Below are 26,020 nucleotides of genomic sequence, written 5' to 3'. Positions count from 1 at the left end.
CTTTTGAGGTCACTACACTACCTCTTTTTATTCTTTTTCAAAGGTAAATCCTTCGCCAAGGATTTCATGGGCTTCTGTAATAGTTATAAAGGCTTGAGGATCGATTCGATGAATCATTTCCTTCATTTTCACAATCTCATTTCTACCGACAATACAGTAAATGATTTTCAAATTTTCTTTACTATAGTAGCCTTGACCAGAAATAAAAGTAACGCCTCTTCCTAGGTCATCATTAATCGCTTTAGCAAGTTGGTCAGGACGTTTTGTAATAATCATAAATCCTTTACCAGCATAGCCACCTTCTCCAATCAAATCAATGACACGCGAAACGATAAAATCAAATAAGAGCGTGTAGGAAACCAATCTCAAGTCCTTGAAGATTAGGAGAATGAGCATGAGAATACAAAAATCTAAGATAAAGAGCAGTTTTCCCATGGATATATGAGTGTATTTGTTGAGAATACGAGCTAGAATATCAGTACCACCAGTTGTACCTCCAGCATTAAAGATAATTCCAAGACCAATTCCCAATAGAATTCCCGCTATAAGTGCAGTAATCAGTAAATCACCTTGAAGGTCAATATGAAGGGGAATACGCTCAAAAAAAGCCAACCAAGCTGACAAAGCTAAGGTTCCAAGCAAACTAGAATAGAGAGATTTTGCTCCAAATATTTTCCAAGCTAGGATGAAAAGGGGAATATTAATCAGCAGGTTCATGAGGGAAACAGGGATTTTAAAAAGATAAAAGGTGATGAGGGTAATACCTGTCGCCCCTCCTTCAAAGAGATGATGGGGAACTACAAAATAAGTCAGTCCAAAAGCATAAATAGCAGCACCTAGTAAAATGGTAAAAATGGGGTAAATTTTTTTAATCATAGGACACCTCTTTTCTTATAAGTTGATTATATCAAATTTTTACGGAAAATTTGATTGACTCCATTAGGATTTTTAATCTTTTTTTGATATAATTAGAAGTAAGAAAACCAATCTGAATCCTAAAATAGAAAGATTGATACTATGACAAAAATTAAGATTGTAACCGATTCATCTGTTACTATTGAACCAGAACTAGTAAAACAATTAGATATTACAATTGTTCCATTATCTGTAATGATTGATAATGTTGTTTATTCTGATGCGGATTTGAAAGAAGAAGGTAAATTTCTTCAGTTGATGCAAGCAAGTAAGAATCTTCCTAAGACAAGCCAACCGCCTGTAGGTGTCTTCGCTGAAGTTTTTGAAGACCTATGCAAAGATGGTAGCCAGATTCTTGCTATTCATATGTCCCATGCTCTTTCGGGGACTGTAGAAGCAGCACGCCAAGGTGCCAGCCTATCTACTGCCGACGTGACAGTTATCGATAGTTCCTTTACTGACCAAGCCTTGAAATTCCAAGTTGTTGAGGCTGCGAAATTAGCACAAGAAGGCAAAGATATGGCGGAAATTTTATCTCACGTTGAAGAGGTAAAAAAACGTACGGAGCTCTATATTGGCGTTTCAACTTTGGAAAATCTTGTCAAAGGTGGACGAATTGGCCGTGTAACTGGATTGTTGAGCTCACTTCTCAATATCCGTGTTGTCATGCAAATGAAAGACCATGAATTGCAGCCAATTGTTAAAGGTCGTGGAGCTAAAACCTTTAAAAAATGGTTGGATGAGTTGACAACATCTCTCTCTGAACGTTCTGTAGCAGAGATTGGAATTTCATATTCAGGTAATGCTGACTGGGCAAAAGAGATGAAAGAAAGTTTACAAGCTTATGTTGAAAAACCAATTTCTGTTTTAGAAACGGGTTCTATTATTCAGACTCATACAGGCGAGAATGCGTGGGCTATTTTGGTACGTTACCATTCCTAAAAAAATAAAGAAAATGCGAATAAATAGCGTTTTTAACTTGACCTATAAGGGATTTTAGGATATGATTATATTTGTTAATTAGAAATTAATTTGGAGGAATCATTAACATGGCAAACAAACAAGATTTGATCGCTAAAGTAGCAGAAGCTACAGAATTGACTAAGAAAGACTCAGCAGCAGCAGTTGAAGCTGTATTTTCAGCAGTAGCTGACTACCTTGCAGCTGGTGAAAAAGTTCAATTGATCGGTTTTGGTAACTTTGAAGTTCGTGAGCGTGCTGCACGTAAAGGTCGCAACCCACAAACTGGTAAAGAAATCACAATTGCAGCTTCTAAAGTTCCAGCATTCAAAGCTGGTAAAGCTCTTAAAGACGCTGTTAAATAATCAGCCTTTAAAAAGCCTATCATATCAAGTATTTGAGCTTGTGTGACAGGCTTTTTTTGTGTATAGGGGGCAAAACATTATTTTCCCTTTGTTACTTGTTTTAGGATGATATCAATCTGCGTTTTCATTGTTTTATAAGGGAGATGAGTTTTTATTGTTTATCCGTAGGATGATTGACTATTTTAAATAATACTGTATTTCTAGCTTATACTCTTCGAAAATCTCTTCAAACCAAGTCAGCTTCACCTTGGATTATATATGTGACTGACTTCGTCAGTCTTATCTACAACCTCAAAGCAGTGCTTTGAGCAACCTGCGGCTAGCTTCCTAGTTTTCTCTTTGATTTTCATTGAGTATTATTTGTCTCAACATCAAACCATGAAGATGGATAATTGCATTCTATGATATTAGATCGATTTTCAGCTGAAGTCATATTAAAAATATTTAAGTAGATAGAAAAGTTACATACTATCTATTGAAAATATTATAAATCAGATACAAAGACAGGTGAAATCTTCTGTGTTATACTAGAGATATGTTAGATTTGAAAGAATACGGTATCGTCATGTGGCCAGAGGGGAAGATTGTTTCTTTTCGTAAGAAACTTCTCACTTGGTATGATGAAAACAAAAGAGATTTACCTTGGAGGAGAAGTAAAAATCCTTATCATATCTGGGTATCTGAAATCATGCTCCAGCAGACCAGAGTGGATACAGTTATCCCTTACTACGAACGATTCTTGGACTGGTTTCCAACAGTAGAAAGTTTGGCGAATGCGCCTGAAGAGCGTTTGTTGAAGGCTTGGGAAGGTTTGGGTTATTATTCTCGAGTACGCAATATGCAGGCTGCAGCCCAGCAGATTATGACTGACTTTGGTGGTCAATTTCCAAATACCTATGAAGGAATTTCTAGTTTAAAAGGGATTGGCCCTTACACAGCAGGAGCCATTTCCAGTATTGCTTTTAACTTGCCTGAGCCAGCTGTTGATGGTAATGTTATGCGGGTTTTGGCCCGTCTGTTTGAAGTCAACCACGATATTGGGATTCCTAGCAATCGCAAAATTTTTCAGGCAATGATGGAAATCTTGATTGATCCAGAGCGTCCGGGTGACTTTAATCAAGCTTTGATGGACTTGGGTTCAGATATTGAGGCGCCAGTTAATCCTAGGCCAGAAGAGAGTCCAGTGAAGGACTTTAGTGCGGCATATCAGAATGGCACAATGGACCGTTATCCAATAAAGGCTCCTAAGAAAAAGCCTGTCTCAATTTATCTTAAAGCCTTGGTGGTCAAAAATATTCAGGGACAATTTTTACTTGAAAAAAATGAAAGTGAAAAGCTATTGGCAGGTTTTTGGCATTTTCCCTTGATAGAAGTTGATAACTTTTCGCAAGAGGAGCAGTTTGACCTCTTTCATCAGGTTGCAGAAGAAAGTGTAAACTTTGGCCCCAGTCCAGAAGAGAGTTTCCAGCAGGACTATGACCTAGATGTTGATTGGCTTGATGTTTGTTTTGAGACTGTCAAGCATGTCTTTAGCCATCGAAAGTGGAATGTACAGATTGTAGCAGGTCAGGTGAGTGACTACCATGATTTTTCAGATAGGGAAGTTCGCTGGCTTTCACCAGAAGAGTTTAAGAATTACCCACTTGCCAAACCCCAACAAAAAATCTGGCAGGCTTATGCACAAGCCAACTTAGACAGTAGCAAAGACTAGCTATTGTGTTTTCTTGTTATTTTTTTGATATAATAGTAGAGAAAAAGGTGAACAAATGAAAAAAATATTAATTGTAGATGATGAAAAACCAATCTCGGATATTATCAAGTTTAATATGACCAAGGAAGGTTACGAGGTTGTAACTGCGTTTAACGGTCGTGAAGCGCTAGAACAATTTGAAGCAGAGCAACCAGATATTATTATTTTGGATTTGATGCTTCCAGAAATTGATGGTTTAGAAGTTGCGAAGACTATTCGCAAGACTAGTAGTGTGCCTATTATCATGCTGTCAGCTAAGGATAGCGAATTTGATAAGGTTATCGGTTTGGAGCTTGGAGCGGATGACTATGTAACCAAACCCTTCTCAAATCGTGAGTTGCAGGCGCGTGTTAAAGCTCTCCTTCGTCGCACGGACTTGGCTTCTGTAGATAATCAAGAATCAGATGAAAATAAAACTCAACCCTTGCAAATTGGGGACTTGGAGATTGTTCCAGATGCCTATGTTGCGAAGAAATACGGTGAAGAACTAGACTTAACCCACCGCGAATTTGAGCTTTTGTATCACTTGGCTTCTCATATCGGTCAAGTAATTACGCGTGAACACTTGCTTGAAACGGTCTGGGGGTATGATTATTTCGGAGATGTTCGAACAGTCGACGTAACCATCAGACGTTTGCGTGAGAAGATTGAAGACACACCAAGTCGTCCAGAGTATATCCTAACACGTCGCGGTGTTGGTTATTATATGAGAAATAATGATTAAACTAATTAAAGATACAGTTTTAACCAGTGATTTTATCTTTATCCTCATTCTACTTGGCTTTATTTTAGTAGTGACCTTACTTTTGCTAGAAAATCGTCGGGATAATGTTCGGTTGAAGCAAATCAATCAAAAAGTTAAGGACCTGATTGCAGGAGATTATTCTCAGGTATTGGATATGCAGGGAAGCTCTGAAATCACTAATATTACCAATAATCTCAATGATTTATCAGAAGTAATTCGTTTAACCCAAGAAAATCTGGAACAAGAGAGTAAACGATTGCATAGCATCCTATCTTACATGACGGATGGAGTCCTTGCGACCAATCGTCGCGGTAAGATTACCATGATTAATGACATGGCTAAGAAACAGCTAGGTGTTCAGAAAGAAGATGTTCTCAACAAAAGTATTCTGGAATTGCTTAAGATTGAAGATGAGTATGAACTTCGTGATTTGATTACCCAAATTCCTGAACTCATGATTGATTCTCAGGATGCTAATGGTGAGTATCTGAGCCTCCGTGTTCGCTTTGCCTTGATTCGTCGAGAGTCTGGCTTTATTTCGGGTTTGGTTGCTGTTTTGCATGATACGACGGAGCAGGAAAAGGAGGAACGCGAACGGAGACTCTTTGTTTCCAATGTTAGCCATGAGTTACGGACCCCCTTAACCAGTGTTAAATCCTATCTTGAAGCCTTGGATGAGGGAGCTTTGTGTGAAACCGTAGCACCAGACTTTATCAAGGTATCTCTAGACGAAACCAATCGTATGATGCGAATGGTGACGGATCTCCTCCATCTCTCACGGATTGATAATGCGACCAGTCACCTAGATGTGGAACTGATTAACTTTACTGCCTTTATTACCTTTATCCTCAACCGTTTTGATCAGATAAGAGGTCAGGATGAAGATAAGAAATACGAACTGGTGAGAGATTACCCAATTACCTCGGTATGGATTGAAATTGATACAGACAAGATGACACAGGTGATTGATAATATTCTCAACAATGCCATCAAGTATTCGCCAGATGGTGGGAAAATCACAGTGACTATGAAGACGACTGATGATCAGATGATTTTGTCTATCTCTGACCAAGGTTTGGGTATTCCTAAACAGGATTTACCACGTATTTTTGACCGTTTTTATCGTGTGGATCGTGCTAGAAGTCGTGCCCAGGGTGGAACAGGTCTGGGACTGTCTATTGCCAAAGAAATTATCAAACAGCATAAAGGCTTTATTTGGGCCAAGAGTGAATACGGTAAGGGATCAACCTTTACCATTGTGCTCCCTTATGATAAGGATGCAGTGAAAGAAGAAGTATGGGAGGACGAAGTAGAAGACTAGAATGAGTGAAACAGGCTTTAAATACAGTATTTTAGCGTCGGGTTCCAGTGGAAATTCCTTTTATCTGGAAACCCCAAAAAAGAAACTTTTAGTAGATGCAGGTTTGTCTGGAAAGAAAATCACCAGTCTGCTAGCTGAAATTAACCGCAAACCAGAAGACTTGGATGCCATCTTGATTACCCATGAGCATTCAGATCATATCCATGGAGTAGGCGTTTTGGCTCGCAAGTATGGTATGGATCTTTATGCCAATGAAAAGACCTGGCAGGCTATGGAAAATAGTAAATATCTTGGCAAGGTGGATTCTTCGCAAAAGCATATCTTTGAAATGGGTAAAACCAAAACCTTTGGAGATATCGACATAGAGAGTTTTGGTGTTAGCCATGATGCAGTCGCACCGCAGTTCTATCGCTTTATGAAAGATGATAAAAGTTTTGTCCTTTTGACAGATACAGGTTATGTTAGTGACCGTATGGCGGGAATTGTCGAAAATGCGGACGGCTATCTTATCGAGTCCAACCACGATGTAGAGATTTTACGAGCAGGTTCTTACGCTTGGCGGCTCAAACAACGAATCTTATCGGATCTGGGTCACCTTTCTAATGAAGATGGTGCCGAAGCTATGATTCGGACGCTAGGAAATCGCACTAAGAAAATCTACCTTGGTCACTTGTCTAAGGAAAACAATATCAAGGAGCTGGCTCACATGACCATGGTCAACCAGCTAGCACAAGCTGATCTGGGAGTCGGAGTAGACTTTAAGGTTTATGATACCTCACCAGATACCGCAACACCCTTGACAGACATATAAAAAGAAGGCGAGAGCCTTCTTTTTATAAATTAGTAGATATTTGTTGTGGTATAACGTTCAAAAATAACATAGGAGAAGTAGTGTGAAAAGAAAATGGTTTTTTGCAGATTATTATGATACAACAATTATTTTACTTGCTTTAATCTCTGTTATTCTGGTATTACTTGGATTTGCTGAGATGGTCGATTTGGACAATCCTCCGTACAACATTATTGATTTACTACTTTGGGGTGTTTTTGTGGTAGATTATGGCTGGCGGTTCTTTTTAAGTAGAGGGAAATGGCGATTCATAATTGAAAATATCTTTGATCTGCTAGCTATCCTACCTTTAAATGCTATTTTCACAGTTTTTCGATTAGGGCGTATCTTCCGCCTAGCAAGGCTGACAAAATTACTGAAACTGACTCGTTTACTTAGAATAATTGGACTTACAGGTAAATTAGAAAGAAAAATTAGTAGATTCTTACGGACAAATGGCTTGATTTATATCTTGTATGTTAATATTTTTATTGTTCTAGTAGGAAGTTCAATTTTATCTGTAGTTGAAGAAAAATCCTTCTCAGATAGTCTTTGGTGGGCTCTTGTGACAGTAACCACTGTTGGTTATGGTGATATTGTTCCAGTTTCCCTTTTTGGGAAATGGATAGCTATTTTATTAATGTTGGTAGGGATTAGTACAATAGGAATGTTAACAAGTACCTTAACGAACTTTTTTGTAAAGGAGAATCCAGATGAACAGATACAATTTGATAAACTCCAAGATGAATTATCTAGTCAGAGAATATTAATAGAGAAACAATCTGAAAAGATAGAAGAACTACATCGAATGATAAAAGACTTAGTTGAAAAAATATAATAAAGGTGAGACAAAACTTGATTCGAGGAGAAATCAAGTAAGTCTTGACACAATAAAACGCATAATATCAAGGTCTGGCACCTTACATTATGCGTTTTTGTGATTTTTATTAGAATGGCAATTTCCCTGCGAAAGCACCTAATTTTTTCTTAGTCGTTTCATCGATTTGTTCAAGAGCTGAGTTGATGGCTTGAACAGTCATATCAGAAAGGGTTTCGAGGTCTTCTGGGTCAACGACAGCTGGATTGAAGTCAATGCTGACAACTTTCTTATCTCCAGTTAAGGTCGCTTGAACAAGATCTTGAGCAGATTTGCCAACAAATTGCATAGCAGCAAGTTCAGCTTGGCTTTGTTCCATCTGTTTTTGAAGTTTTTGTGCTTGGCGCATCATGTTTTGCATGTTCATCATGTTGATTTACAGTTTCCTTTTATCTTATTTTCCTTTTTATTTTATCAATTTTAAGGTTAAAAGTCTATTGTTAGTATAAATCCCCCAACATTAAATTTTCTGAAAATTTATTAAAAAATGAGTGGAAACGTGGTATAATGAGACGTAAAATTAATTCAGGTTTCCTGAACCGATAGGAGTAAACAATGAAAAAAACTAGGTTTTGTCCTTTTATCTTCAGCCTTGCTATTGACAAGCTTGTGCTGTTAGGTTTGAAAAATCAGCAGATACAACCGATTCATCTAAGGTGACAGCCTTGTCTGAAGACAAGTAGAAAATGCTTGATAAGGCCACTGCTGACTATAAGACTTTTGTTCAAGAGCAAATCGATAAACTGTTGACAGATACGGAAGGCTTTGTCAAACTGTTGAAAGAAGGTAAGTTAGAAGAAGCCAAGAAGGTCTATTCATTGATTCGTATGTCCTATGAGCGTTCAGAACCAATCGCTGAGAGTTTTGGTGAATCAGATGTCAAGATTGACTTCCGTTTGGCAGACTATATGGACGAAAACAAGACCGAGAAAGTTTGGTCAGGATTCCACCGTATCGAGCGTATCCTTTGGGAAGACAATACAACTCAAGGAACTGAAAATCAAGATAAGGAAGAGTAAATCTGCACTAATAAAAAAACTTTGTACTCTAGAAACCATCGTGTGGCTAGCTAGAGTGCAAAGTTTTTTTGTTTTCTAGTTAAAATGAAGACTGTATTCTTTATAATCACAAGGCTATTAAGGGAGCAGTTGACATCAAAATGATGATTTTGAGTTTTTGTTATTTTTGCTTTGTAGCAAGGTAACATAGTCGCTTTTTGTGTGGAATAAGTGGGAAAGAAAAACAGTTCTTTGAGTTTGATCGATAAAGTAAAGCAAGATATATTGCCCGATAATTTTTCCTCGTGTGGGGTACTTACTATTGATTTTAAGTCCGATTTTTTCATCTGCATCAAAGCCAGCTTCAGGAAAGGGTTCTAAACTTTTTAAGCCGTCTAGAATTTTGGTCACAGTATTTTTAGCCGACTGGGGTGATAAAAGAACAGTAGTAATGTAATCATGAATACTGTCAATTGCTTGACTCACTTCGGTAGATAGAATCACTTTATAAGTCATATCGTAGCCTCATATCATCTAGGGAAGTTCCTTGTCCGGATTCGTATTCTCTTAAGGCGCGTTCAGATTGGGCTTGTAGTTCCTGAATCAATCGCTCACGATGTAAATCTTCTGCAGTTTTTATTGGCAAATCCTGTTCGAGAACAATCTGCTCGATAAAAAGACTAATAGCATCAGTCATGGTCATTCCTTTTTCCCTGATGATAGCTCTAGCTTGTTCCATTGATGACTCATTGATTTTAAAATTGTATTGCTTAGTAAGTGATGTCGTCATGTTATACCTCCAATCTATACTATATATAGCTAGTATATATCTTTTATATTTTTTAGGCAAGAAAAAACTCTATACTCTGGAAACCATTGTTTGGTTATTGAGAGTGCAAAGTTTTTTTGAGTTTGGAACATGAAAACAGCAGTTCATTTCAAGAAACAAAAAAAAGAACAGCCGAAGCTGTCTTTTTATCATTATTTGAGACCGTATTTTTTGTTGAAACGATCCACGCGTCCATCTGCTTGAGTGAACTTTTGACGTCCAGTGTAGAATGGGTGTGAGTCTGATGAAATTTCCACACGGATCAATGGGTAAGTTTCGCCTTCGAACTCAACAGTTTCGTTAGAGCGTTTTGTTGAACCGCTAAGGAATTGGTAACCAGTAGTTGTGTCCATGAAGACAACTGGGCGATATTCTGGATGGATATCTTTTTTCATTTTGCAATATTTCCTTTCTGCCATGGTCTCTTTGCGAGCCATAGATTGTTACCATACTAGTCTATCAGATTCTGAAAAGTTTGGCAAGTATTTTATCAGTTTTTAAGCAAGTTTTTTAACTTTTGGTAGATGATTTCGTTTTCCTCTAGGCTATAGGAATTAGCACCGCTTGCTAGGGGGTGGCCTCCGCCATCATGTTCCTTGGCAATTTCATTGATAGGATGGATTTTACTGCGTAATCGAACACGGTAGTGGCCATCAGCTTGCTCTACAAAAATTCCCCAGAGACTCACACTGTCAATGCGTCCAGGTGCCCCCACAATAGCTGCAGTTTCAGCATCGGTCACATTGAATTGTTTCAAGACTTCTTGACTCAGGATAACGCGAGCGGCACCATTGTCATCCACTTCCAGATGGTCGTAGATGTAGCCTTGAAGTTTCGCAATTTTGTAGCTCATAGTGTCCATTTTGCGAGTGAGAGCCGCAAAGTCAAAGTTCTGTTCTCTCAGAGAGGCAGCCAGGCGGAGGGTGCGTGCAGTGGTAGAAGGGTAGAGGAAGCGACCTGTATCACCAACAATTCCTGCAAAGAGCAACTCAGCAGCACGATCTGACAAGGCCAGTTGGCTTGTTTCAGCAAATAGGGTAATCATCTCGCTAGCGCTACTTGAACTAGTATCGACCCAAGACAGGTCACCGTATACATCATCATTTGGATGGTGGTCAATCTTAATGAGAAAATCACCTTGACTATAGCGCTTATCATCGATGCGGGCAGTATTGGCCGTATCACAGACGATGACAAGGGCGCCTTGGTAGGCACTATCTTCAACAGAATCCATTTTAGCCATCCAAGTAAGAGTTGGTTCATCAAAACCAACGGCTTTGATGGTTTTTTCTGGGAAATGATGTTTGAGAAGAGCTTTCAATCCCACCTGACTTCCCAAGGCATCAGGGTCTGGTTTCATATGACGATGAATGATAATGGTGTCGTATTCTTTAATTTTTTCTAAAATTTGATGGCAAATGTCCATAAATAACCTCAATTCTTTCTCATTTCATTGTAGCACAAGAATTTTTATTTTTAAAATGAAAAAGATGTGATATAATGGAGAAAGATAAATTGAGGAGGACGATATGGCATTAGCAAAAATTGTATTTGCCAGTATGACCGGTAATACCGAAGAAATTGCAGATATTGTAGCAGACAAATTACGTGACTTGGGCTTGGATGTCGATGTTGATGAATGTACAACTGTTGACGCTTCAGACTTCTTGGAAGCAGACATCGCTATCGTTGCGACCTATACTTATGGTGATGGAGAATTGCCAGATGAGATGATGGACTTCTACGAAGACCTAGCTGACCTCAACTTGAATGGCAAAATCTACGGAGTGGTCGGATCAGGAGATACCTTCTACGATGAATTCTGTAAGGCTGTCGATGACTTTGACCGCGTTTTTGTAGCGACAGGAGCAGAGAAAGGTTCAGAGTGTGTTAAAGTTGATCTTTCTGCCGAGGAAGAAGATATTGAACGCTTGGAACAATTCGCAGAAGAATTGGCTGCTAAAGTAGGATAAGTATAAAAGTGCGCTGATGTAATCAATCAGTGCATTTTTTTATCGTGAGTTGAGATTTTACTAGCCTATTTGGTGGCTTTTTGATACAATAATTCAAATAAAGGAGGAGACTGTATGGATTTAGATATTATTCGTCAAGAAATTGATCAAATCGACGATCAAATTGTCAAATTGTTAGAAGAACGAATGCATTTGGTTGAGGGTGTAGTTGCTTATAAGAAAGCATCAGGTAAACCGATTTTAGATACCAAGAGAGAAGCAATTATCTTTGAAAAGGTTAGGAGTCGTGTAGAGGACAAGCGCTATCAGGAGACTATTGTAGCGACTTTTTCGGACATACTCAAACGTTCGCGTGATTATCAGGATCAAAACATCAAATGAAAAAAGAACAATTTTATTCGCTAGGAATTTTTCTAGCTGCCATGGTGGGCGGATTGGTTCGCTACCTGGTTTCTACTTGGTTACCAGCCAGTCCAGATTTCCCTTGGGGCACTCTCTTTGTCAACTATCTTGGCATTTTCTGCTTGGTTTATCTTGTCAAGGGCTATCTGCTCTATAAGGGAACTAGTAAGGGTTTGGTTTTAGCACTGGGTACAGGTTTTTGCGGAGGTTTGACAACCTTTTCGAGTCTAATGCTTGATGCTATAAAACTGCTTGATACAGGGCGCTATCTGAGTTTGATTCTGTATTTACTTTTGAGTATCGGTGGAGGCCTGCTCTTGGCTTACTATTTGGGGAGGAAAAAATGGTAATCGTCTATCTTGCAATTGCTTGTGGCTGCGGAGCCCTAGTACGGTATTTCTTTTCCCGCTATAATCAAGCCTCTGAATTGCCACTCGGAACGCTTATAGCCAATCTTTTGGGTTGTTTTTTGATTGGATTATTCTATAATCATGTTGAGTCTAAGGAAGTTTATGCTATTCTGGCAACAGGATTTTGTGGAGGTTTGACAACTTTTTCGACCTTGAATGACGAACTCCAAAGACTGTTAAGTGATAAGAAGGTATTTTATAGCTACCTAGCCTTAACCTACCTAGGTGGTTTAGTAGCGATTTTTTTAGGAATTCTGCTATAAATTTCTTTACTTTTTTGTGGAAATTTGGTAAACTGTATCTTGTGTGTAATGGACGCACAAAAATACAGTTTATCCGCTGAGGAAGAATCCTCAAGATTGACAAAGATAGGAGAATAAAATGAATCCATTAATCCAAAGCTTGACTGAAGGTCAACTTCGTACTGATATCCCATCATTCCGTCCTGGTGACACTGTTCGTGTACACGCGAAAGTTGTCGAAGGTAACCGTGAACGTATCCAGATTTTTGAAGGTGTTGTTATCGCACGTAAAGGTGCTGGTATCTCAGAAAACTACACAGTTCGTAAAATCTCTAACGGTGTAGGTGTTGAGCGTATCTTCCCAATCCACACTCCACGTGTTGAGAAAATCGAAGTTGTTCGTTACGGTAAAGTACGTCGTGCGAAATTGTACTACTTGCGTGCTCTCCAAGGTAAAGCAGCTCGTATCAAAGAAATCCGTCGTTAATTCGACTAAAAAACTCTGCTTCTTCAGCAGAGTTTTTATCTAGCTCCCTTAGTTTAATGGATATAACAACTCCCTCCTAAGGAGTAGTTGCAGGTTCGATTCCTGCAGGGGGCATTTTTAGAAATGTAAAGAAAGACAAAGAAAATTCAAAATGTTTATTTAAAGACAACTATCACAAGTTCATTTTTAAAGATAATTTAGTATTTTTTGTCTTTTTGACCAAATCATGACCAAAAATTATATTTTGGTCAATGATTATAGAGCCGAATAAAGTGGATCAGCAAAGTAACTTTGACATCTATTAGTTAGAAAATAAGGACTTCCTTTATTAGAATGTCCTTATTTTTATTATGGAATTGGGACAAATGAGGTAAAGGTTCAGATTTATGAAGTAAGAAAGCAAGTACAAAGCTTTAAACAGCTTTCGAAAAGATTTGGTGTGGATTTTTCGAGCTAAGGTATGTGACAAGATGAATTGATTGTTATGAAATAGAGAGCGTAAAAAATGTGGAAAATCCTTATTATTCCCTTGAATTTGATATGTTGTAAAAGACTATTTCTGGTCTGTTAAATCTATCAATAGCAAAATCTAAACGTGATAGTCTAACATCTAGTACATTTAACGTTAATAGTTTTATCAATCGCTTGAGTAAGAAAATTTCAAAAGAAGAAGGGATAGGTTTTCAAAAATAACATACATAGGCATTATTTATCTATAATTTGTATCTTTTTGTTTGTTAATTTGTATTTAAAATTTAATCATGTTACAATTGAAATTGAAATCAAATAGAAAAGGAAAATGCAAATGTGGGCACACTATTAGCAACAAGATTAAAAAATAGACGAAAAGAATTAAAAATGTCTCAGCGAGAATTGGCTGAGGGGATATGCAAACAGGGACAGATTAGTCGATTGGAGAATGGAGAATTTACTCCAGGAGCAGACTTTTTATATGCTCTGTCTAAGAAGTTAAAAGTTAGTATAGATTATTTTTTTAATGAGCAGATTGGAGAGGAGATTGATGAGCTATCAGAGTTTAAGAAGTTAGCCCAGACATTTATCACAAATCGAAATTATGAGTCTTTGAAATATATATATGAATTAGAGAGTGTAAAGGTACATCGCTTGTCTCTAGTAGATAAGTTTTATATGGAGTGGATAAAATCTCTTATAGATTTTTATTTCTATGGGCAAAAAGAGGAGTCTGTGGCAAGATTGGAGAAGGTACTGTCTCAGTTAAATGTAACTGACCTGTTCTACCTTCAAGTTTCAAATACTCTATTTAATTTTTATTATGATATTGAAGATTTAGAGAGCTTTAATGAAATTCGAGAAGAGTTAGAGTGTCAAGTAAATCAACTCAAGTTAAACACAATCGAAGAATTAAACCTTTCTATTAAATTTAATTATAATGTTTGTCGCTATCTATGGTTGCAGAATAATACTGAAGAGGCTATTACTAAAATCACAGATACGATAAAGCAATGTAAGACGTATAGAACAACATATCTTTTGGCTGATTTGTATTTATTGATGGGAAATGTCAGTAAGAATTTTTCTTCTAAAGTTGCAGTAAAAGATTACTTTGAAACGGCTTATTTCCTGTATAAGCTTGAGGGAAATATGTCAATGGCTCTTAAAATCGAGCATTACATTGCAGATATAACAGAATAGTAAAGACGATGTTAAATTAAGCATCGTTTTTTCAATCTAAAATAATACAAATATGTATTTAATAAAATTAAATAAAAAATATTATCAAAAATGTTGACAGTATTATATTGAAGTGCTAAAATGAGTGCAAGAAAATATTAGGCTTTGTGTCTATAAAACATCACCAGAAACTTACTATAGACTGAGTGAATGTAAAGAGACTTCAGCCTTTGAAGACTTGAGAGGTAAAATTAATGAATGAATTAGAAGTTAGATTTGAACTCAACGATGAGAGAGATTATAATAATGCTATTTCATATTTAGAAAAATCTTATAAATTTAAGAGTGAAAATAAGCAAGTTGATGAATATTTTAAAACAAAAGGAAGAGAATTTGAAAATGATGAGGTAGGTAGCTTTATCTACAGAATTCGCCAAGAAGATGATAATAGAGCAAGTATTTTCACAAGAAAAGATACGATAAAACAAGGAATGTGGAGTGAAAGTGAAATAGAGTTGGAATCTGAAAAATTAGAATTTGTAAGGAATATCTTGCAAGATGGATTTTCAAATATTTTCACAATAAGTAAACATAGAAAGACTTATCATGATGCATTAGAAAATAAAACGATTAATCTAGATAAGATTGATGGTCTTGGATTTTATCTTGAGATAGAGATTTTAGGAGATTTTTCAAAAGAAGATTATAATAATTTTTATGATAAAATGTGCGGAGAGTTCTCGTTTTTAAATTCAAAAATAGAAACAAAGGGCTATGTCCAATTAATGAGAGAAAAAAATGGACGTAATTGAAATTACCAAATAGTCTTGTTGGAATTGTATACTCAATTGCTGGATTTGGTAGTTTGATAGCAGTAACCTTTCTTTCTACTTTTTTGAATAAGAAGGATACCTTTATCTTAATGAATATATCAATGGCAACTATCCCACTTGTCATTATGGCGAGTGGAATAGTAGAAAATTGGATATTTTTTGGAATTTGTTACTCAATTTTGAGTGGACTAATTACAATAGCTTCTGTTTCGATTACAACAATACAGCAGCAAGAAAGTACTGTGTATAATATTGGAAAGATATTTTCTAGTTCTTTTGTAATAGCTACCATTTTTGCTCCTTTTGGAGGGATATTGGCCGCTTATTTTAATTGGCTTTTAAACCCGAGATTAAGTCTAGTTATTTTGGGATTACTAAGTAGTTTATTGGTTATTCTTATAAAGAGTTATGAAAAAAAGCTAATTAAGAAAAGCACTGCAATATTTATAAAGGAAGATTAGTGGATCAATTATCATTAGAAAAAATAACATTAATTTGTAGTAAAATAAAAAATTGAAAAAGGTTTTACATAATGTACTATGTTTTTCAGATTTAATAATTATTAAGGGGATAGAACTAGAAACCAAAAATACTGAATCTTAAACTGCACCCCAAAAGTAAGATTTTTTCTGTCTAACTTTTGGGGTCAGTACATTATCTCTAACTTCTGGAGTGCTTTTTCTATATTCAAATTATTTTACAGTACCCACGTACGGATGGCATGGGCAACGCCAGATTCATCATTAGATTTAGTGATGTATTTGGCGATTTTTTTGATTTCTGGATTTCCGTTTTCCATGACAACGGGGTTACCAACGACTTCCAGCATGGCACGGTCGTTTTCTTCGTCACCGATAGCCATGGTTTCATCTTTGGTCAATCCGAGTTTTTCAGCTAAGTGAGTGATGGCTGAACCTTTATCCACATTCTTTTTAAGGAGTTCGAGGTAGAAAGGAGCAGATTTGTTGATGGAGTAGCGCTCATAAAATTCGGCTGGTATCTTTTCAATCGCAGCATCAAGAATCTCAGGCTCATCGATGAACATACACTTGACGATTTCCTTGTCAGCCATTTCTTCAGGTGTACGGTAGAAGATAGGCATGCTGACGAGGGTTGATTCGTGAACTGTGTATTTTCCGATATTGCGATTGGCAGTGTAGATACCGTCCTTGGTAATAGCGTGCATGTGGACACCGAGCTTACGACTGAGGAATTCCATATCCAGATAATCCTCATAGGTCAAGGATTCGCTGATAATCTCATGGCCAGTAGCAGTTTCTTGGACAAGGGCACCGTTGAAGGTTACGACATAGTCACCTTCATCTCTCAACTGCAAGTCGTCGAGAAGTTTGGCAACACCTGCGATGGGGCGGCCAGTTGCAATGACGACTTTGACACCAGCTTCTTTGGCATCTTGGATGGCAGAAAAGACCTCAGGAGTGATTTCCTTTTGGCTGTTGACTAGAGTTCCGTCAATATCGACGGCGATTAGTTTAATACTCATAAATTTCCTCTTCTAGTTTTTATTTGGGGTAAAATGATCGTTCTCAATCAAGTGTAAAAATTGCTGGGTAATGCTAGCAAAGATACTGTTTTGGTCTAACATTTCTTTCGGGAAATAAAAACGATTATCTCCGTGACGACTACCAGCAAGGGATTGGACGATAGGAGACAGGCTAGAGAGTTCGGCCAGTTCTCCATTTTTTTGTAAAATCTCAATCTGTGTCCGTGGATTTTCAGATTCGGGACGATAGATATCATAAGGGAGGTCGAAGTTCTTATGAATAGCAGTGTAGTAGTCGGGATCAAAGCCGATGTCCTCAACCAATTTTCTCATGCTAGCAAGTTTGTCTTGGTCCTCTTGTGAAAAGGTAATGGATTTAAAGACCTTGCGGTTGACAAAGCGTTGCGACAAATCTGCGAGAATCTTGTCAGGACTGGTCATCCAGAGTTGGAAATAGGTATTCATCACACCATCATCCAGAGCCAGATAGTCAGACAAGGTCACATTTTTTTCAAAGAAAGGCAGGAGATGTGGAGAAGTTCGTGCAAAGAAGTCTTTTTCTTCTGGATAAAGTTCCTTGGCGCGCTTTAGGAGATTCTGTAGGAGAACTTCCATAGCGCGTGTTGCTGGGTGGAAATAAACCTGCATGTACATCTGGTAACGACTGAGGACGTAGTCTTCGATGGCGTGCATGCCATTGCGCTGAAAGGCGATGCCATTTTCGACAGGGCGAATGACTCGGAGGATTCGAGTCAGGTCAAATTCTCCATAGGATGCTCCTGTAAAATAGGAGTCGCGCAAGAGATAGTCCATGCGGTCTGCATCAATCTGACTAGAAATGAGTTGCACAACCTGCTTGTTAGGGTAGGTATGGTCTATGACACTGGCAACCTTTTCTGGAAAATCTGGCGCCACTTGTAGCAGGACTTGGTGAATCTCTGTCTCAGGACTTTGGATAATCTCCTGAGTAATGGCCTCATGATCTGTATCAAAGAGATGTTCAAAAGTATGGGAGTAAGCACCATGCCCAAGGTCATGTAGGAGAGCAGCGGTCATGGTCAAGAGAGACTCGGCAGGATTCCATTCTTCAGGATATTTTTCTTCAAAAATCTCTGTGATGCGTCGTGCAATTTCATAGACTCCTAGACAGTGGGAGAAGCGGCTGTGCTCCCCACCGTGGAAGGTGTAACTGGAAGTTCCCAGTTGTTTGATACGACGCAAACGCTGAAATTCTTTTGTATTAATCAAGTCGTAGATGATTTGATTATTGACATGGATGTAGTTGTGAACTGGGTCACGGAATACTTTTTCGTTCATATGACCATTATAGCAAAAAGCTAGAGTTTTTGGTAAAATAGTAGGACAAGAGACAAGAAAGAGGACTTGATGTGAAGATTCGGATGCGAAATACGATTCAGTTTGATGAGCAGTTGGAAGTGATTGACCAGCTTTATGACGTGGAAGTGCATGAAAAAGGAGATTATAGCTACCTGCTTTTCTATAATGAGGAAAAGGAAAAAGTAGTGATTAAATTTCATAGTCAAGAACTGGTGATGAGCCGTTTTTCCACTCCGAAGACCATTATGCGCTTTTTAAAGGATAGTGATAGTTTAGCCTATATTCCCACACCTATGGGCATGCAGGAGTTTATCATCCAAACGAACCGTTATGAAGTTGATGGACAAAAGATTCATTTAGATTATCAACTACAAAATCAAGAGGGGCAACCCTTTGCCCGCTATCAATTGGAAATTACTTGGGGTTAGTCACTTGTCTTTTTCAAATTTTGCTAGTTATCTTTTCGGATTAGCCTGCTAATGTGGTAGATTGGGGATAATATCCAAATTTCATACAGCAGTTTTATTGTTATGTACACAGAGATTAGTTTTGTACTAGTCTCTTTTTCTTTATTTTACCTAAGACTATTGGTTGGATAATCCTCTCAAATATGGTATACTCATTACTGTAAAAGGAGATGGATGCCTAGATGCTGAAAACACAAGAAATTGCCGATAAATATGGTATAACAAGACAGACATTGAATAATTGGATGCAAAAAGGAATAATTTCTCAACCTCGAAAAAATAATCGTTCTGCTTATGAATGGGAAGAAGAAAATGAAAAAGAGATTGTGAGAGTGATTTCAGAAGAAATTCCTGCAAAATATTATGTTTCAAATAAAGAGACATTAAAAATAGGAAATCGCCGCTATCTTGGAAGTAAACAAAAGATGCTTGATTTCATATTAAAGACAGTATCAGAAAATACTGGAAGTATCGATAGTGTGGCGGATATATTTGGTGGAACAGGTGTTGTTGCAGACTTATTTAGAAAACAGAATAAAAAAGTTATAGTGAATGATATACTCTATAGCAACTTTGTTTCCTTTCAAACTTGGTTTTCGAATGAGGATGTAGATATTCATAAAGTTTCTCATATAATTGATGAATTAAATAATTTATCCCCTAAAAAAGGCTATGTTTCTAAGAATTTTGGTGGTGCTTACTTTTCTGAAGAAAATGCTGGAAAGATTGACTCAATTCGTGAAGAAATTGAAAAATATAAATCAGGTAATCAGAGAGAGTATTTCATGTTACTAACCAGTCTATTGTACGCTATGGATAAAGTGGCTAATACTGTAGGTCATTATGATGCTTATAGGAAAAAAATGGATTATTGCAAGGAAATATATTTAAGAGTCCCTGAGTATAATGAAAACAATCAGAATGAAATTTATAATAAAGATGCCAATAAATTAGTTAAAGAAATTTATGCAGATCTTGTTTATATTGATACTCCATATAATTCCCGTGGCTATGAAAATGCCTACCATGTTTTAGAAAATATTGCTGAATGGAAAAAACCAGATGTAGAAGGTGTAGCGAAAAAAGCAGTCAATCGTTCAGAAAAAGGGTCGGATTATACAAAAAGTAAAGCTCCTCAAGCTTTTGAAGATTTAATTCTAAACATTAATGCTAAGTATATATTGGTTAGCTATAACAATATGAATAAAAAAGGTAATTCCCGTTCAAATGCTAAGATTTCAAACGAAGAAATAATTGAGATTTTATCAAAACGAGGTAAGGTTCAAGTATTTGAAACTGATTTCTCACCGTTCACAACTGGTAAGTCTAAAATTGAAAATCATAAGGAATTGCTATATTTATGCATAATTTCTCCAGAGAAAAAAAAAGAAAAAAAGTTAATTAAGAGCGCTCTTAACTATACTGGAGGAAAGTATAAATTACTCCCTCAGTTATTACCTCTTTTTCCTGAAAGCTACAATAATTTTATTGATTTATTCTCTGGTGGAGCAACGGTGGCAGTTAATCTTGCTAATATTAATAAATCAAAAACGAAAAAGTATATCATCAATGATATAAGTGAGGAAGTAATTAATTTTTATAAATATTTGGAAAGTCAAAAAGATGTAACGGTATTTTTGGATAAAGTAGAGAAAGCTATAGAATTTTATAAACTTTCGAACACACAGAAATATAGCTATGCTCACTACGGTGTAAACAGCTCTACAGGACTGGGGTCGTATAATAAAGAAGCTTTTCTAAAACTTCGTCAAGACTACAATAAGAAAAATTATAATAAATTTGATAAGGAAGTGTTATTTTATCTATTAATTGTATTTGGTTTTAACAATCAAATAAGATTTAATAATAAAGGAGAGTACAATCTTCCTGTAGGTAAGCGTGATTTTAACGCTAATATGAAATCTAAACTAATTACGTTCATTCGAGGTTTACAAAATTACAATTTTGTTATCCAATCTTGTGATTTTCGTAAAACTATGAATCAAGTAAATAAAGGAGATTTTGTATATGCAGATCCTCCTTATCGTATTACTACTGCCGCTTACAATGAAAATGGTGCGTGGACATTAAAGGATGATTTGGATTTGTTTAAGTATTTAGATAGCATAAACGATAAGGGAGCTTATTTTGCTCTTTCTAATGTTGTCATTCATAACAATAAAGAAAATAAAGAATTGATGAAATGGGCTTCAAAGTATAATTTACATGTATTAGATTACCATTACAATAATAGTAATTATCAGTCTAAGGCGAAAATGAGTAATACTGTTGAAGTCTTGATTACAAACTATAATTCGAAAGGTGATATATGAGGCTAAAAGAGTCAACAAGCATTTTTAATATGGGTGATACGAGTATTCGTGTTAAAGAAGTTGTCCCTATCTACAAACAGATTTTAAAAACTCTTCAAAAGCATAATCAGTCAAATCAGGAATGGAACAATGAGAGTCAAGCAAGTTTTTATTTATCAGTTTTAAGCGATTTTGCAAAAGCTGAAATAGAGGATGGAATTAATCTTTTTGGGAATTTGAATAGAAATGAAATAACTGGTTTAGACAAAAGAGGGAGAACTCTAACAAATGCTCTTGTCAAGATTGGTTTTATTAACTATGATAGAAAATTATCTCAAGTTGGGCTGAATTATATTTCTGAAACAGAGCAAGCTTTTGATAAATTAGAAGAACTTTTTGGTTTAACAATTGATAATCTTGTTTATTTTAGGCAATTATTGAAGCTTCGTATATATGATGGTAACTCTGATAAATACTTCTATAATTTCCGTTTTGCTCTTGCTTTTTTGAACAGATATAGCAAAGTTCCTGTTAGAGATTTTCTATGGATAGTGGAAAGCATTAAGCCAAACTTTTCAGAAGAAAAAATCAAAGTTATTATCGATAATTACCAATCTGTTTATGATAACAATAAAACTTTTGAACAGTATAGAGATGAAGAGTTCGCTAATCATATATTGATTCCTGAAAGAGTGGATGAAGCTCGCAAAATGTTTAGTATTAAAAATTTTTCGGATGAAAACTTCAAAAAACTTTTTCCAAATCGAAAGAATAGTAATAAAAGTTTAGAATATAAAAGTTTTGTTCTTTCAATTATAAAATTTACAGAAGAAAAGACAGAGCGGTCATTTGAAGAAATGATGAGTCTTTCTAAACAAGATGCTATTAAGAAAGCTTTTGGAGATGGTAGGGCTGTTTTCAAGTATAAAAATAAAGATTCTATTCAAGATTTTATAACTAAAAACAGTGATAATCCATTGCTATCAGGTCAATATTTGGATATATATTATTCATTTGTATGGTCTAAGCATAATGATTTGATTAAAGAATACAGTGATATGTGTAAAAGAATATTTTCTTTATCTGGAGTAATCAGTTTTAATCAAGGAGTTGTATCGCTTGGTCAGCCTTGGATTTTTCCTAAACTTTTTTCTCTACTAAATGAAAATTTTAATATATCAGGAGAAGAAAGTTATGAAGAATACGAAAATAATATAAAGAGTCCTTTCTATCAAGATACTTGTATATCGGATATTTTAGACTTATCTCATAGTCAAGTTTCAGAAATACAAAATCAGATTGCAGAAGAATTCGGCGTTCCTGATATTTCAAATATCAAACAATTTGTAGAAGATACGCAGGAAATAGAATTTAGGAAATTTGTTGAACAAGAATTTGATATCACTAAAGTATCTGAAATTTTGAGTTTCATTTCTCAAAGAAATGATAAGAAAGTTCAAGAGCTTGTTACGGATAATGCTTTAGTTCCTACTATTTTCGAATATATATTGGCTATTGCATGGTACTATATATCAGATAAGAAGTTTCAACTTAGAAAGTCCATGCAGTTGACATTTTCCGCTGATAACCTACCGCTATCACATGCTGGAGGTAATAAAGGAGATATCGAGATTGAATATAGCGATAAAATGCTTTTACTTGAAGCAACATTAATGGATAAATCAACTCAAAAGCGTGGTGAGTTAGAGCCAGTTATACGTCATTCTGTAAATTTAGCACTATCTACCAATAAACCACTACAAACAATATTTGTAGCCAATGAAGTGGACGATAATGTAGTTAATATTTTTAGAGCTACATCATTTATTCAGTTGAATGGCACATTAACAAAAGGTAGTGTAAAAGGGTTAAATATCTTTGCTTTGACAATTCCAGAAATTATAAATATTTTGGATAGAGAGGTTAGTGAGCAGAAAATTTTTGATAATTTAGATGATTTTTCAGATATAGAACTTCACAGGATAGAAAACGGCTGGCGTGAAAAGATAGTGTCTGAAATTTTAGCCTAGCCTGTAGGAAATGTGAGTAATTATAGGGTTTTACATAAGATAATTTGATATAGAAAGGTTTATATTCAATGATTCAAAGAGGTTCAGAGTTTAGAAAATGGGATTTACATATTCATTCTCCCTATACAGTGTTAAATAATCAGTTTGATAAACTGTCTGATGGAAGTCCAGATGTAGAAAAATTCATTCAAAAGATAAAGGATGAAGGTATCTCTGCGGTTGGATTGACTAATTATTTTAACTTTAATGATGATGATTTCAGATTAAAGGACAGGCTGAATAAAGAAGGAATTGCAACTTTTTTAAATCTAGAAATTAGGCTTTCATATATAAATAAATCTGACCAACTTTTTGATTATCATATAATTTTTGACAATAACTTGCCTAACATTATTATCAAAAATCTATTAGGTCAATTAAAGGCTAATATTGGTAGCACTAATAAATCTTTTAATACTTTAACAAATAGCGAAATTGAAAATGTCGCAAATATTGATTTAAGTCAATTATTGAAAGTATTAAATAATGATAAAGAGCTAAATGGGCGTTTTTTGACAGGGTTTCTTTCAAGAGGTCATGGTAGTGCTACCAGCGATTCTGACCCTAAAAATGGTGCAGTATATGAAAATATCTGTGTTAATTCAGACTTTCTAATACATTCAAGTTGTGACAATCCAGCAACCTGTAAAGATAAAAAATGTAAACACAATAATATTTTGGTAGATAGGAAATTTTGGCTTGATAAATCACCATATGTAAGACCGCTACTTCAATCCTCAGATTCTCACTCTTTGGAACAAATAGGAAGTAAATATTCTTGGGTAAAAGCAGATTTAACTTTTGATGGTCTGGAACAAATAAAGTATGAACCAGAATATCGTATTAGTGTTGAGAAAGAAAAACCAACTCTCAAAAAGGATGAACTTGTCATTGATAAGATTCTATATAACGGTCAAGATATTTATCTATCCGAAAATCTGAATACAATTATCGGTGGACGCTCAACTGGTAAATCAACTCTATTAAACTCTATAGCTAAAAAGCTAGGACAAGAGCTGAATAATGGTTCATATTCTTTTGAGAATATGGATGATTTTCACATTATTTGGAAAGATCAGCAAGAAAATAATTCCAGAAAAATAGAGTATATACCTCAAGAACACATGTTTACTTTATCCAGAGACAATAAGAAACTTAAAGATTTGGTAGGAAATATTATTCAATCCAAAGCAATGGACTCTGAGTTAAGGAAATATGAACAAAATTGCACTACTTTACGCCTTGAAATTAGAGGGTTACTTGATAGTTATAAAGAGAACCAAAAAAACATTCATGAGCTAATTAAGCCAGAAGCAGAAAAACAAGCTACTCAAAATCGAATAGACATATATGAAACAAAGAAAAAAGAATTATTAAATGCTAGTGAGATAACGGAACAAGAAAGAGATTTATTTGAAAATCAAAACAAAGAATTGCAGTTATTGAAAACACAAAAAGAGATTCATGAATCTGATTTACAATATATATCTAGCATCCCTCCAATTACATTTGAATTTCAAAGTTTTAATAAAACAATTTCTCCGTCTCAAGATTTAAGGGTTAAAATTGGTCAGATTAGAGATCGGTTGCATGATTCTGTTAGAGCACAGCAGAAACATGAAATTAAGGTAATAAAATTGGAGAAAGAAAGTCTGATTAAAGATAGTGAAAATAAAATTTCGGACATAGAAAATGATGACACATACAAGAAATGTGTTGAAGCGATGAAAAATAACTCTGAGATAGTGAGATTAACTTCCTTAATCAAGAATGAAGGTGAGGTTTTAGCTAAAATTGAGACATTTGAGAAACAAAGGGACAACTTCAATAAGTTAAAAGAAGAAATTCAAGAAGAAATTATTTTAAAATATAAGGAATACTCTAATATTAGAACTGAATTGTTGAATAATTTCAAAATCGAAGATGATAGTGGAGATAATTTAAAGATTTCAGTCAATTTCTCTTTAATTGATTTAGAGACTGAATTTGATTATGTGAGCGCTCGAGGTCGTTCAAAGCAAGACTTTATAGAAAAAATGATAGATTCTTTTGATGAAGTTGTCGATTCAGTATTTTATGAGGATAGTCTTGCCTTTAATGGAAATAGGGACAAATTCAGTCATATTGAACATTTCTTCACTACTAATTTTTACGAATATAGTTTTGAGATTGAATATCAAGGTGATAAATTTGAACAAATGTCACCTGGGAAAAAAGCGTTTATTGTATTAAAATTAATATTAGAGTTTTCAGATAGTAAAATCCCCGTATTAATTGACCAGCCCGAAGATAGCTTGGATAATAGGGCAATATATAATGAATTAACGAAATACATCAAAAAAACTAAAAAGAATCGACAAATAATCATAGTTACTCACAATCCTAATATAGTTGTATCCGGTGATGCGGAAAATATTATTGTAGCTAATCAGCAATCTGATAGCCATCCAAACCAGAATGGTAAAAAATTTGATTATATAAATGGTGCTTTAGAGAATCATAATAACGATTCTACATCTGAATTTATACTTCAAAAATACAGTATCAGAAAACATGTATGTGATATTTTGGAAGGTGGAGAAGACGCCTTTATTAAGAGGGAAAATAAATACAGTATTAATGGCTAATAATTGTATTAATTAAAAATGGAGAGCATTAATTTATAAAAGACACATGTTTAGTTCTAGCAAATAGACTTTTTAAGGAGTTAGGATTGGTCATTGGACTGCCGGGTAATGTGT

Annotated in this window: 27 protein-coding genes, 1 tRNA gene and 1 pseudogene; 21 read left to right on the top strand and 8 right to left on the bottom strand. The window is 35.5% G+C overall.

Annotated elements, in window-relative coordinates; translation table 11 throughout:
* Positions 1 to 27: 27 nt before the first annotated feature.
* A complete protein-coding gene (locus QM424_RS02085; protein ID WP_000592057.1) occupies positions 28 to 876 on the bottom strand; it encodes a YitT family protein in 849 nt (282 codons plus the stop codon).
* A 141-nt stretch (positions 877 to 1,017) separates the two neighbouring features.
* Between QM424_RS02085 and QM424_RS02080 the strand changes: the two genes are divergently transcribed.
* From QM424_RS02080 to QM424_RS02050, 7 genes are all read left to right on the top strand, one after another.
* A complete protein-coding gene (locus tag QM424_RS02080) occupies positions 1,018 to 1,857 on the top strand; it encodes a DegV family protein (protein WP_414392773.1) in 840 nt (279 codons plus the stop codon).
* Between the two features lie 107 nt (positions 1,858 to 1,964).
* A complete protein-coding gene (locus QM424_RS02075) occupies positions 1,965 to 2,240 on the top strand; it encodes an HU family DNA-binding protein (RefSeq protein ID WP_001284642.1) in 276 nt (91 codons plus the stop codon).
* A 535-nt stretch (positions 2,241 to 2,775) separates the two neighbouring features.
* Positions 2,776 to 3,951: an A/G-specific adenine glycosylase gene (gene mutY / locus QM424_RS02070; protein WP_261140460.1), complete on the top strand. Its 1,176-nt coding sequence runs from the start codon at positions 2,776 to 2,778 to the stop codon at positions 3,949 to 3,951.
* A 55-nt stretch (positions 3,952 to 4,006) separates the two neighbouring features.
* Positions 4,007 to 4,714: a response regulator YycF gene (gene yycF, locus QM424_RS02065; RefSeq protein ID WP_000722071.1), complete on the top strand. Its 708-nt coding sequence runs from the start codon at positions 4,007 to 4,009 to the stop codon at positions 4,712 to 4,714.
* Positions 4,707 to 6,056 carry a cell wall metabolism sensor histidine kinase VicK gene (gene vicK, locus QM424_RS02060; protein ID WP_261140462.1) on the top strand — a complete coding sequence of 450 codons (1,350 nt, stop codon included), beginning with the start codon at positions 4,707 to 4,709 and terminating at the stop codon, positions 6,054 to 6,056. Before yycF ends, vicK begins: the two co-directional genes overlap by 8 nt.
* 1 nt (position 6,057) lies before the next feature.
* On the top strand, positions 6,058 to 6,867 hold the full coding sequence (locus tag QM424_RS02055; RefSeq protein WP_000004961.1) for an MBL fold metallo-hydrolase: 810 nt from the start codon (positions 6,058 to 6,060) through the stop codon (positions 6,865 to 6,867).
* 82 nt (positions 6,868 to 6,949) lie between these two features.
* A complete protein-coding gene (locus tag QM424_RS02050) occupies positions 6,950 to 7,723 on the top strand; it encodes a potassium channel family protein (RefSeq protein WP_414392772.1) in 774 nt (257 codons plus the stop codon).
* A gap of 109 nt (positions 7,724 to 7,832) precedes the next feature.
* Here QM424_RS02050 and QM424_RS02045 read toward each other — a convergent pair whose 3' ends face one another.
* Positions 7,833 to 8,132: a YbaB/EbfC family nucleoid-associated protein gene (locus tag QM424_RS02045; RefSeq protein ID WP_000981526.1), complete on the bottom strand. Its 300-nt coding sequence runs from the start codon at positions 8,130 to 8,132 to the stop codon at positions 7,833 to 7,835.
* A 222-nt stretch (positions 8,133 to 8,354) separates the two neighbouring features.
* On the opposite strand from QM424_RS02045, the pseudogene QM424_RS02040 reads away from it, so the two are divergent.
* Positions 8,355 to 8,763 (top strand): annotated as a pseudogene (locus QM424_RS02040) (imelysin family protein); the annotation flags it as partial.
* A gap of 153 nt (positions 8,764 to 8,916) precedes the next feature.
* Here the strand turns inward: QM424_RS02040 and QM424_RS02035 are convergent.
* From QM424_RS02035 to QM424_RS02020, 4 genes are all read right to left on the bottom strand, one after another.
* Entirely contained in the window at positions 8,917 to 9,276 is a 360-nt protein-coding gene (locus QM424_RS02035; RefSeq protein ID WP_414392771.1) for a type II toxin-antitoxin system RelE/ParE family toxin, read from the bottom strand.
* A complete protein-coding gene (relB, locus tag QM424_RS02030) occupies positions 9,266 to 9,550 on the bottom strand; it encodes a type II toxin-antitoxin system RelB/ParD family antitoxin (RefSeq protein ID WP_414392770.1) in 285 nt (94 codons plus the stop codon). The genes QM424_RS02035 and relB overlap by 11 nt, the downstream gene beginning before the upstream one ends.
* A 191-nt stretch (positions 9,551 to 9,741) precedes the next feature.
* The gene (locus tag QM424_RS02025) at positions 9,742 to 9,984 is read right to left on the bottom strand and encodes a type B 50S ribosomal protein L31 (protein ID WP_000710764.1); all 243 of its coding nucleotides are present in this window, start codon (positions 9,982 to 9,984) and stop codon (positions 9,742 to 9,744) included.
* A gap of 95 nt (positions 9,985 to 10,079) precedes the next feature.
* Positions 10,080 to 11,015: a DHH family phosphoesterase gene (locus QM424_RS02020; RefSeq protein WP_414392769.1), complete on the bottom strand. Its 936-nt coding sequence runs from the start codon at positions 11,013 to 11,015 to the stop codon at positions 10,080 to 10,082.
* A gap of 103 nt (positions 11,016 to 11,118) precedes the next feature.
* Here QM424_RS02020 and QM424_RS02015 point away from each other — a divergent pair, with 103 nt between their 5' ends.
* The 9 genes from QM424_RS02015 (at position 11,119) to QM424_RS01975 (ending at position 16,050) form a co-directional block, all read left to right on the top strand.
* Positions 11,119 to 11,562 carry a flavodoxin gene (locus QM424_RS02015; RefSeq protein ID WP_001162125.1) on the top strand — a complete coding sequence of 148 codons (444 nt, stop codon included), beginning with the start codon at positions 11,119 to 11,121 and terminating at the stop codon, positions 11,560 to 11,562.
* 114 nt (positions 11,563 to 11,676) lie between these two features.
* Positions 11,677 to 11,943: a chorismate mutase gene (locus QM424_RS02010; protein WP_020902342.1), complete on the top strand. Its 267-nt coding sequence runs from the start codon at positions 11,677 to 11,679 to the stop codon at positions 11,941 to 11,943.
* Complete coding sequence (gene crcB, locus QM424_RS02005) at positions 11,940 to 12,314, top strand: fluoride efflux transporter CrcB (protein ID WP_414392768.1); 375 nt, start codon at positions 11,940 to 11,942, stop codon at positions 12,312 to 12,314. The genes QM424_RS02010 and crcB (QM424_RS02005) overlap by 4 nt, the downstream gene beginning before the upstream one ends.
* A complete protein-coding gene (crcB, locus tag QM424_RS02000; RefSeq protein WP_414392767.1) occupies positions 12,308 to 12,637 on the top strand; it encodes a fluoride efflux transporter CrcB in 330 nt (109 codons plus the stop codon). The genes crcB (QM424_RS02005) and crcB (QM424_RS02000) overlap by 7 nt, the downstream gene beginning before the upstream one ends.
* A 118-nt stretch (positions 12,638 to 12,755) precedes the next feature.
* Complete coding sequence (gene rplS / locus QM424_RS01995) at positions 12,756 to 13,103, top strand: 50S ribosomal protein L19 (protein WP_001068669.1); 348 nt, start codon at positions 12,756 to 12,758, stop codon at positions 13,101 to 13,103.
* Positions 13,104 to 13,145: 42 nt separating this feature from the next.
* A tRNA-Arg gene (locus QM424_RS01990) sits at positions 13,146 to 13,217 on the top strand.
* Between the two features lie 693 nt (positions 13,218 to 13,910).
* Positions 13,911 to 14,777 carry a helix-turn-helix domain-containing protein gene (locus QM424_RS01985; protein WP_414392766.1) on the top strand — a complete coding sequence of 289 codons (867 nt, stop codon included), beginning with the start codon at positions 13,911 to 13,913 and terminating at the stop codon, positions 14,775 to 14,777.
* A gap of 233 nt (positions 14,778 to 15,010) precedes the next feature.
* Positions 15,011 to 15,568 carry a CYTH domain-containing protein gene (locus QM424_RS01980; RefSeq protein WP_001003838.1) on the top strand — a complete coding sequence of 186 codons (558 nt, stop codon included), beginning with the start codon at positions 15,011 to 15,013 and terminating at the stop codon, positions 15,566 to 15,568.
* Entirely contained in the window at positions 15,565 to 16,050 is a 486-nt protein-coding gene (locus tag QM424_RS01975; RefSeq protein WP_414392765.1) for an MFS transporter, read from the top strand. The genes QM424_RS01980 and QM424_RS01975 overlap by 4 nt, the downstream gene beginning before the upstream one ends.
* 236 nt (positions 16,051 to 16,286) lie before the next feature.
* Here QM424_RS01975 and yidA read toward each other — a convergent pair whose 3' ends face one another.
* Both yidA and QM424_RS01965 read right to left on the bottom strand, forming a co-directional pair.
* Positions 16,287 to 17,093: a sugar-phosphatase gene (gene yidA / locus QM424_RS01970; protein WP_049521599.1), complete on the bottom strand. Its 807-nt coding sequence runs from the start codon at positions 17,091 to 17,093 to the stop codon at positions 16,287 to 16,289.
* A gap of 12 nt (positions 17,094 to 17,105) precedes the next feature.
* Positions 17,106 to 18,410, bottom strand: coding sequence for an HD domain-containing protein (locus QM424_RS01965; RefSeq protein ID WP_414392764.1), 1,305 nt, complete (start codon positions 18,408 to 18,410; stop codon positions 17,106 to 17,108).
* A 71-nt stretch (positions 18,411 to 18,481) separates the two neighbouring features.
* Here QM424_RS01965 and QM424_RS01960 point away from each other — a divergent pair, with 71 nt between their 5' ends.
* From QM424_RS01960 to QM424_RS01945, 4 genes are all read left to right on the top strand, one after another.
* Positions 18,482 to 18,859: a YwiB family protein gene (locus QM424_RS01960; protein WP_077805034.1), complete on the top strand. Its 378-nt coding sequence runs from the start codon at positions 18,482 to 18,484 to the stop codon at positions 18,857 to 18,859.
* 221 nt (positions 18,860 to 19,080) lie between these two features.
* Positions 19,081 to 21,231 (top strand): Dam family site-specific DNA-(adenine-N6)-methyltransferase, encoded by a 2,151-nt coding sequence (locus tag QM424_RS01955; RefSeq protein WP_414392763.1) that lies wholly within the window; start codon positions 19,081 to 19,083, stop codon positions 21,229 to 21,231.
* Positions 21,228 to 23,240, top strand: coding sequence for an AlwI family type II restriction endonuclease (locus QM424_RS01950; protein ID WP_414392762.1), 2,013 nt, complete (start codon positions 21,228 to 21,230; stop codon positions 23,238 to 23,240). Before QM424_RS01955 ends, QM424_RS01950 begins: the two co-directional genes overlap by 4 nt.
* A gap of 68 nt (positions 23,241 to 23,308) precedes the next feature.
* On the top strand, positions 23,309 to 25,906 hold the full coding sequence (locus QM424_RS01945) for a TrlF family AAA-like ATPase (protein WP_414392761.1): 2,598 nt from the start codon (positions 23,309 to 23,311) through the stop codon (positions 25,904 to 25,906).
* Positions 25,907 to 26,020: the final 114 nt, after the last annotated feature.

The organism is Streptococcus mitis (assembly GCF_047464945.1).
GTDB lineage: Bacteria > Bacillota > Bacilli > Lactobacillales > Streptococcaceae > Streptococcus > Streptococcus mitis_EA.
Note: the sequence above shows the minus strand (reverse complement) of the source record. Positions and strands in the feature narration are given on the sequence as shown.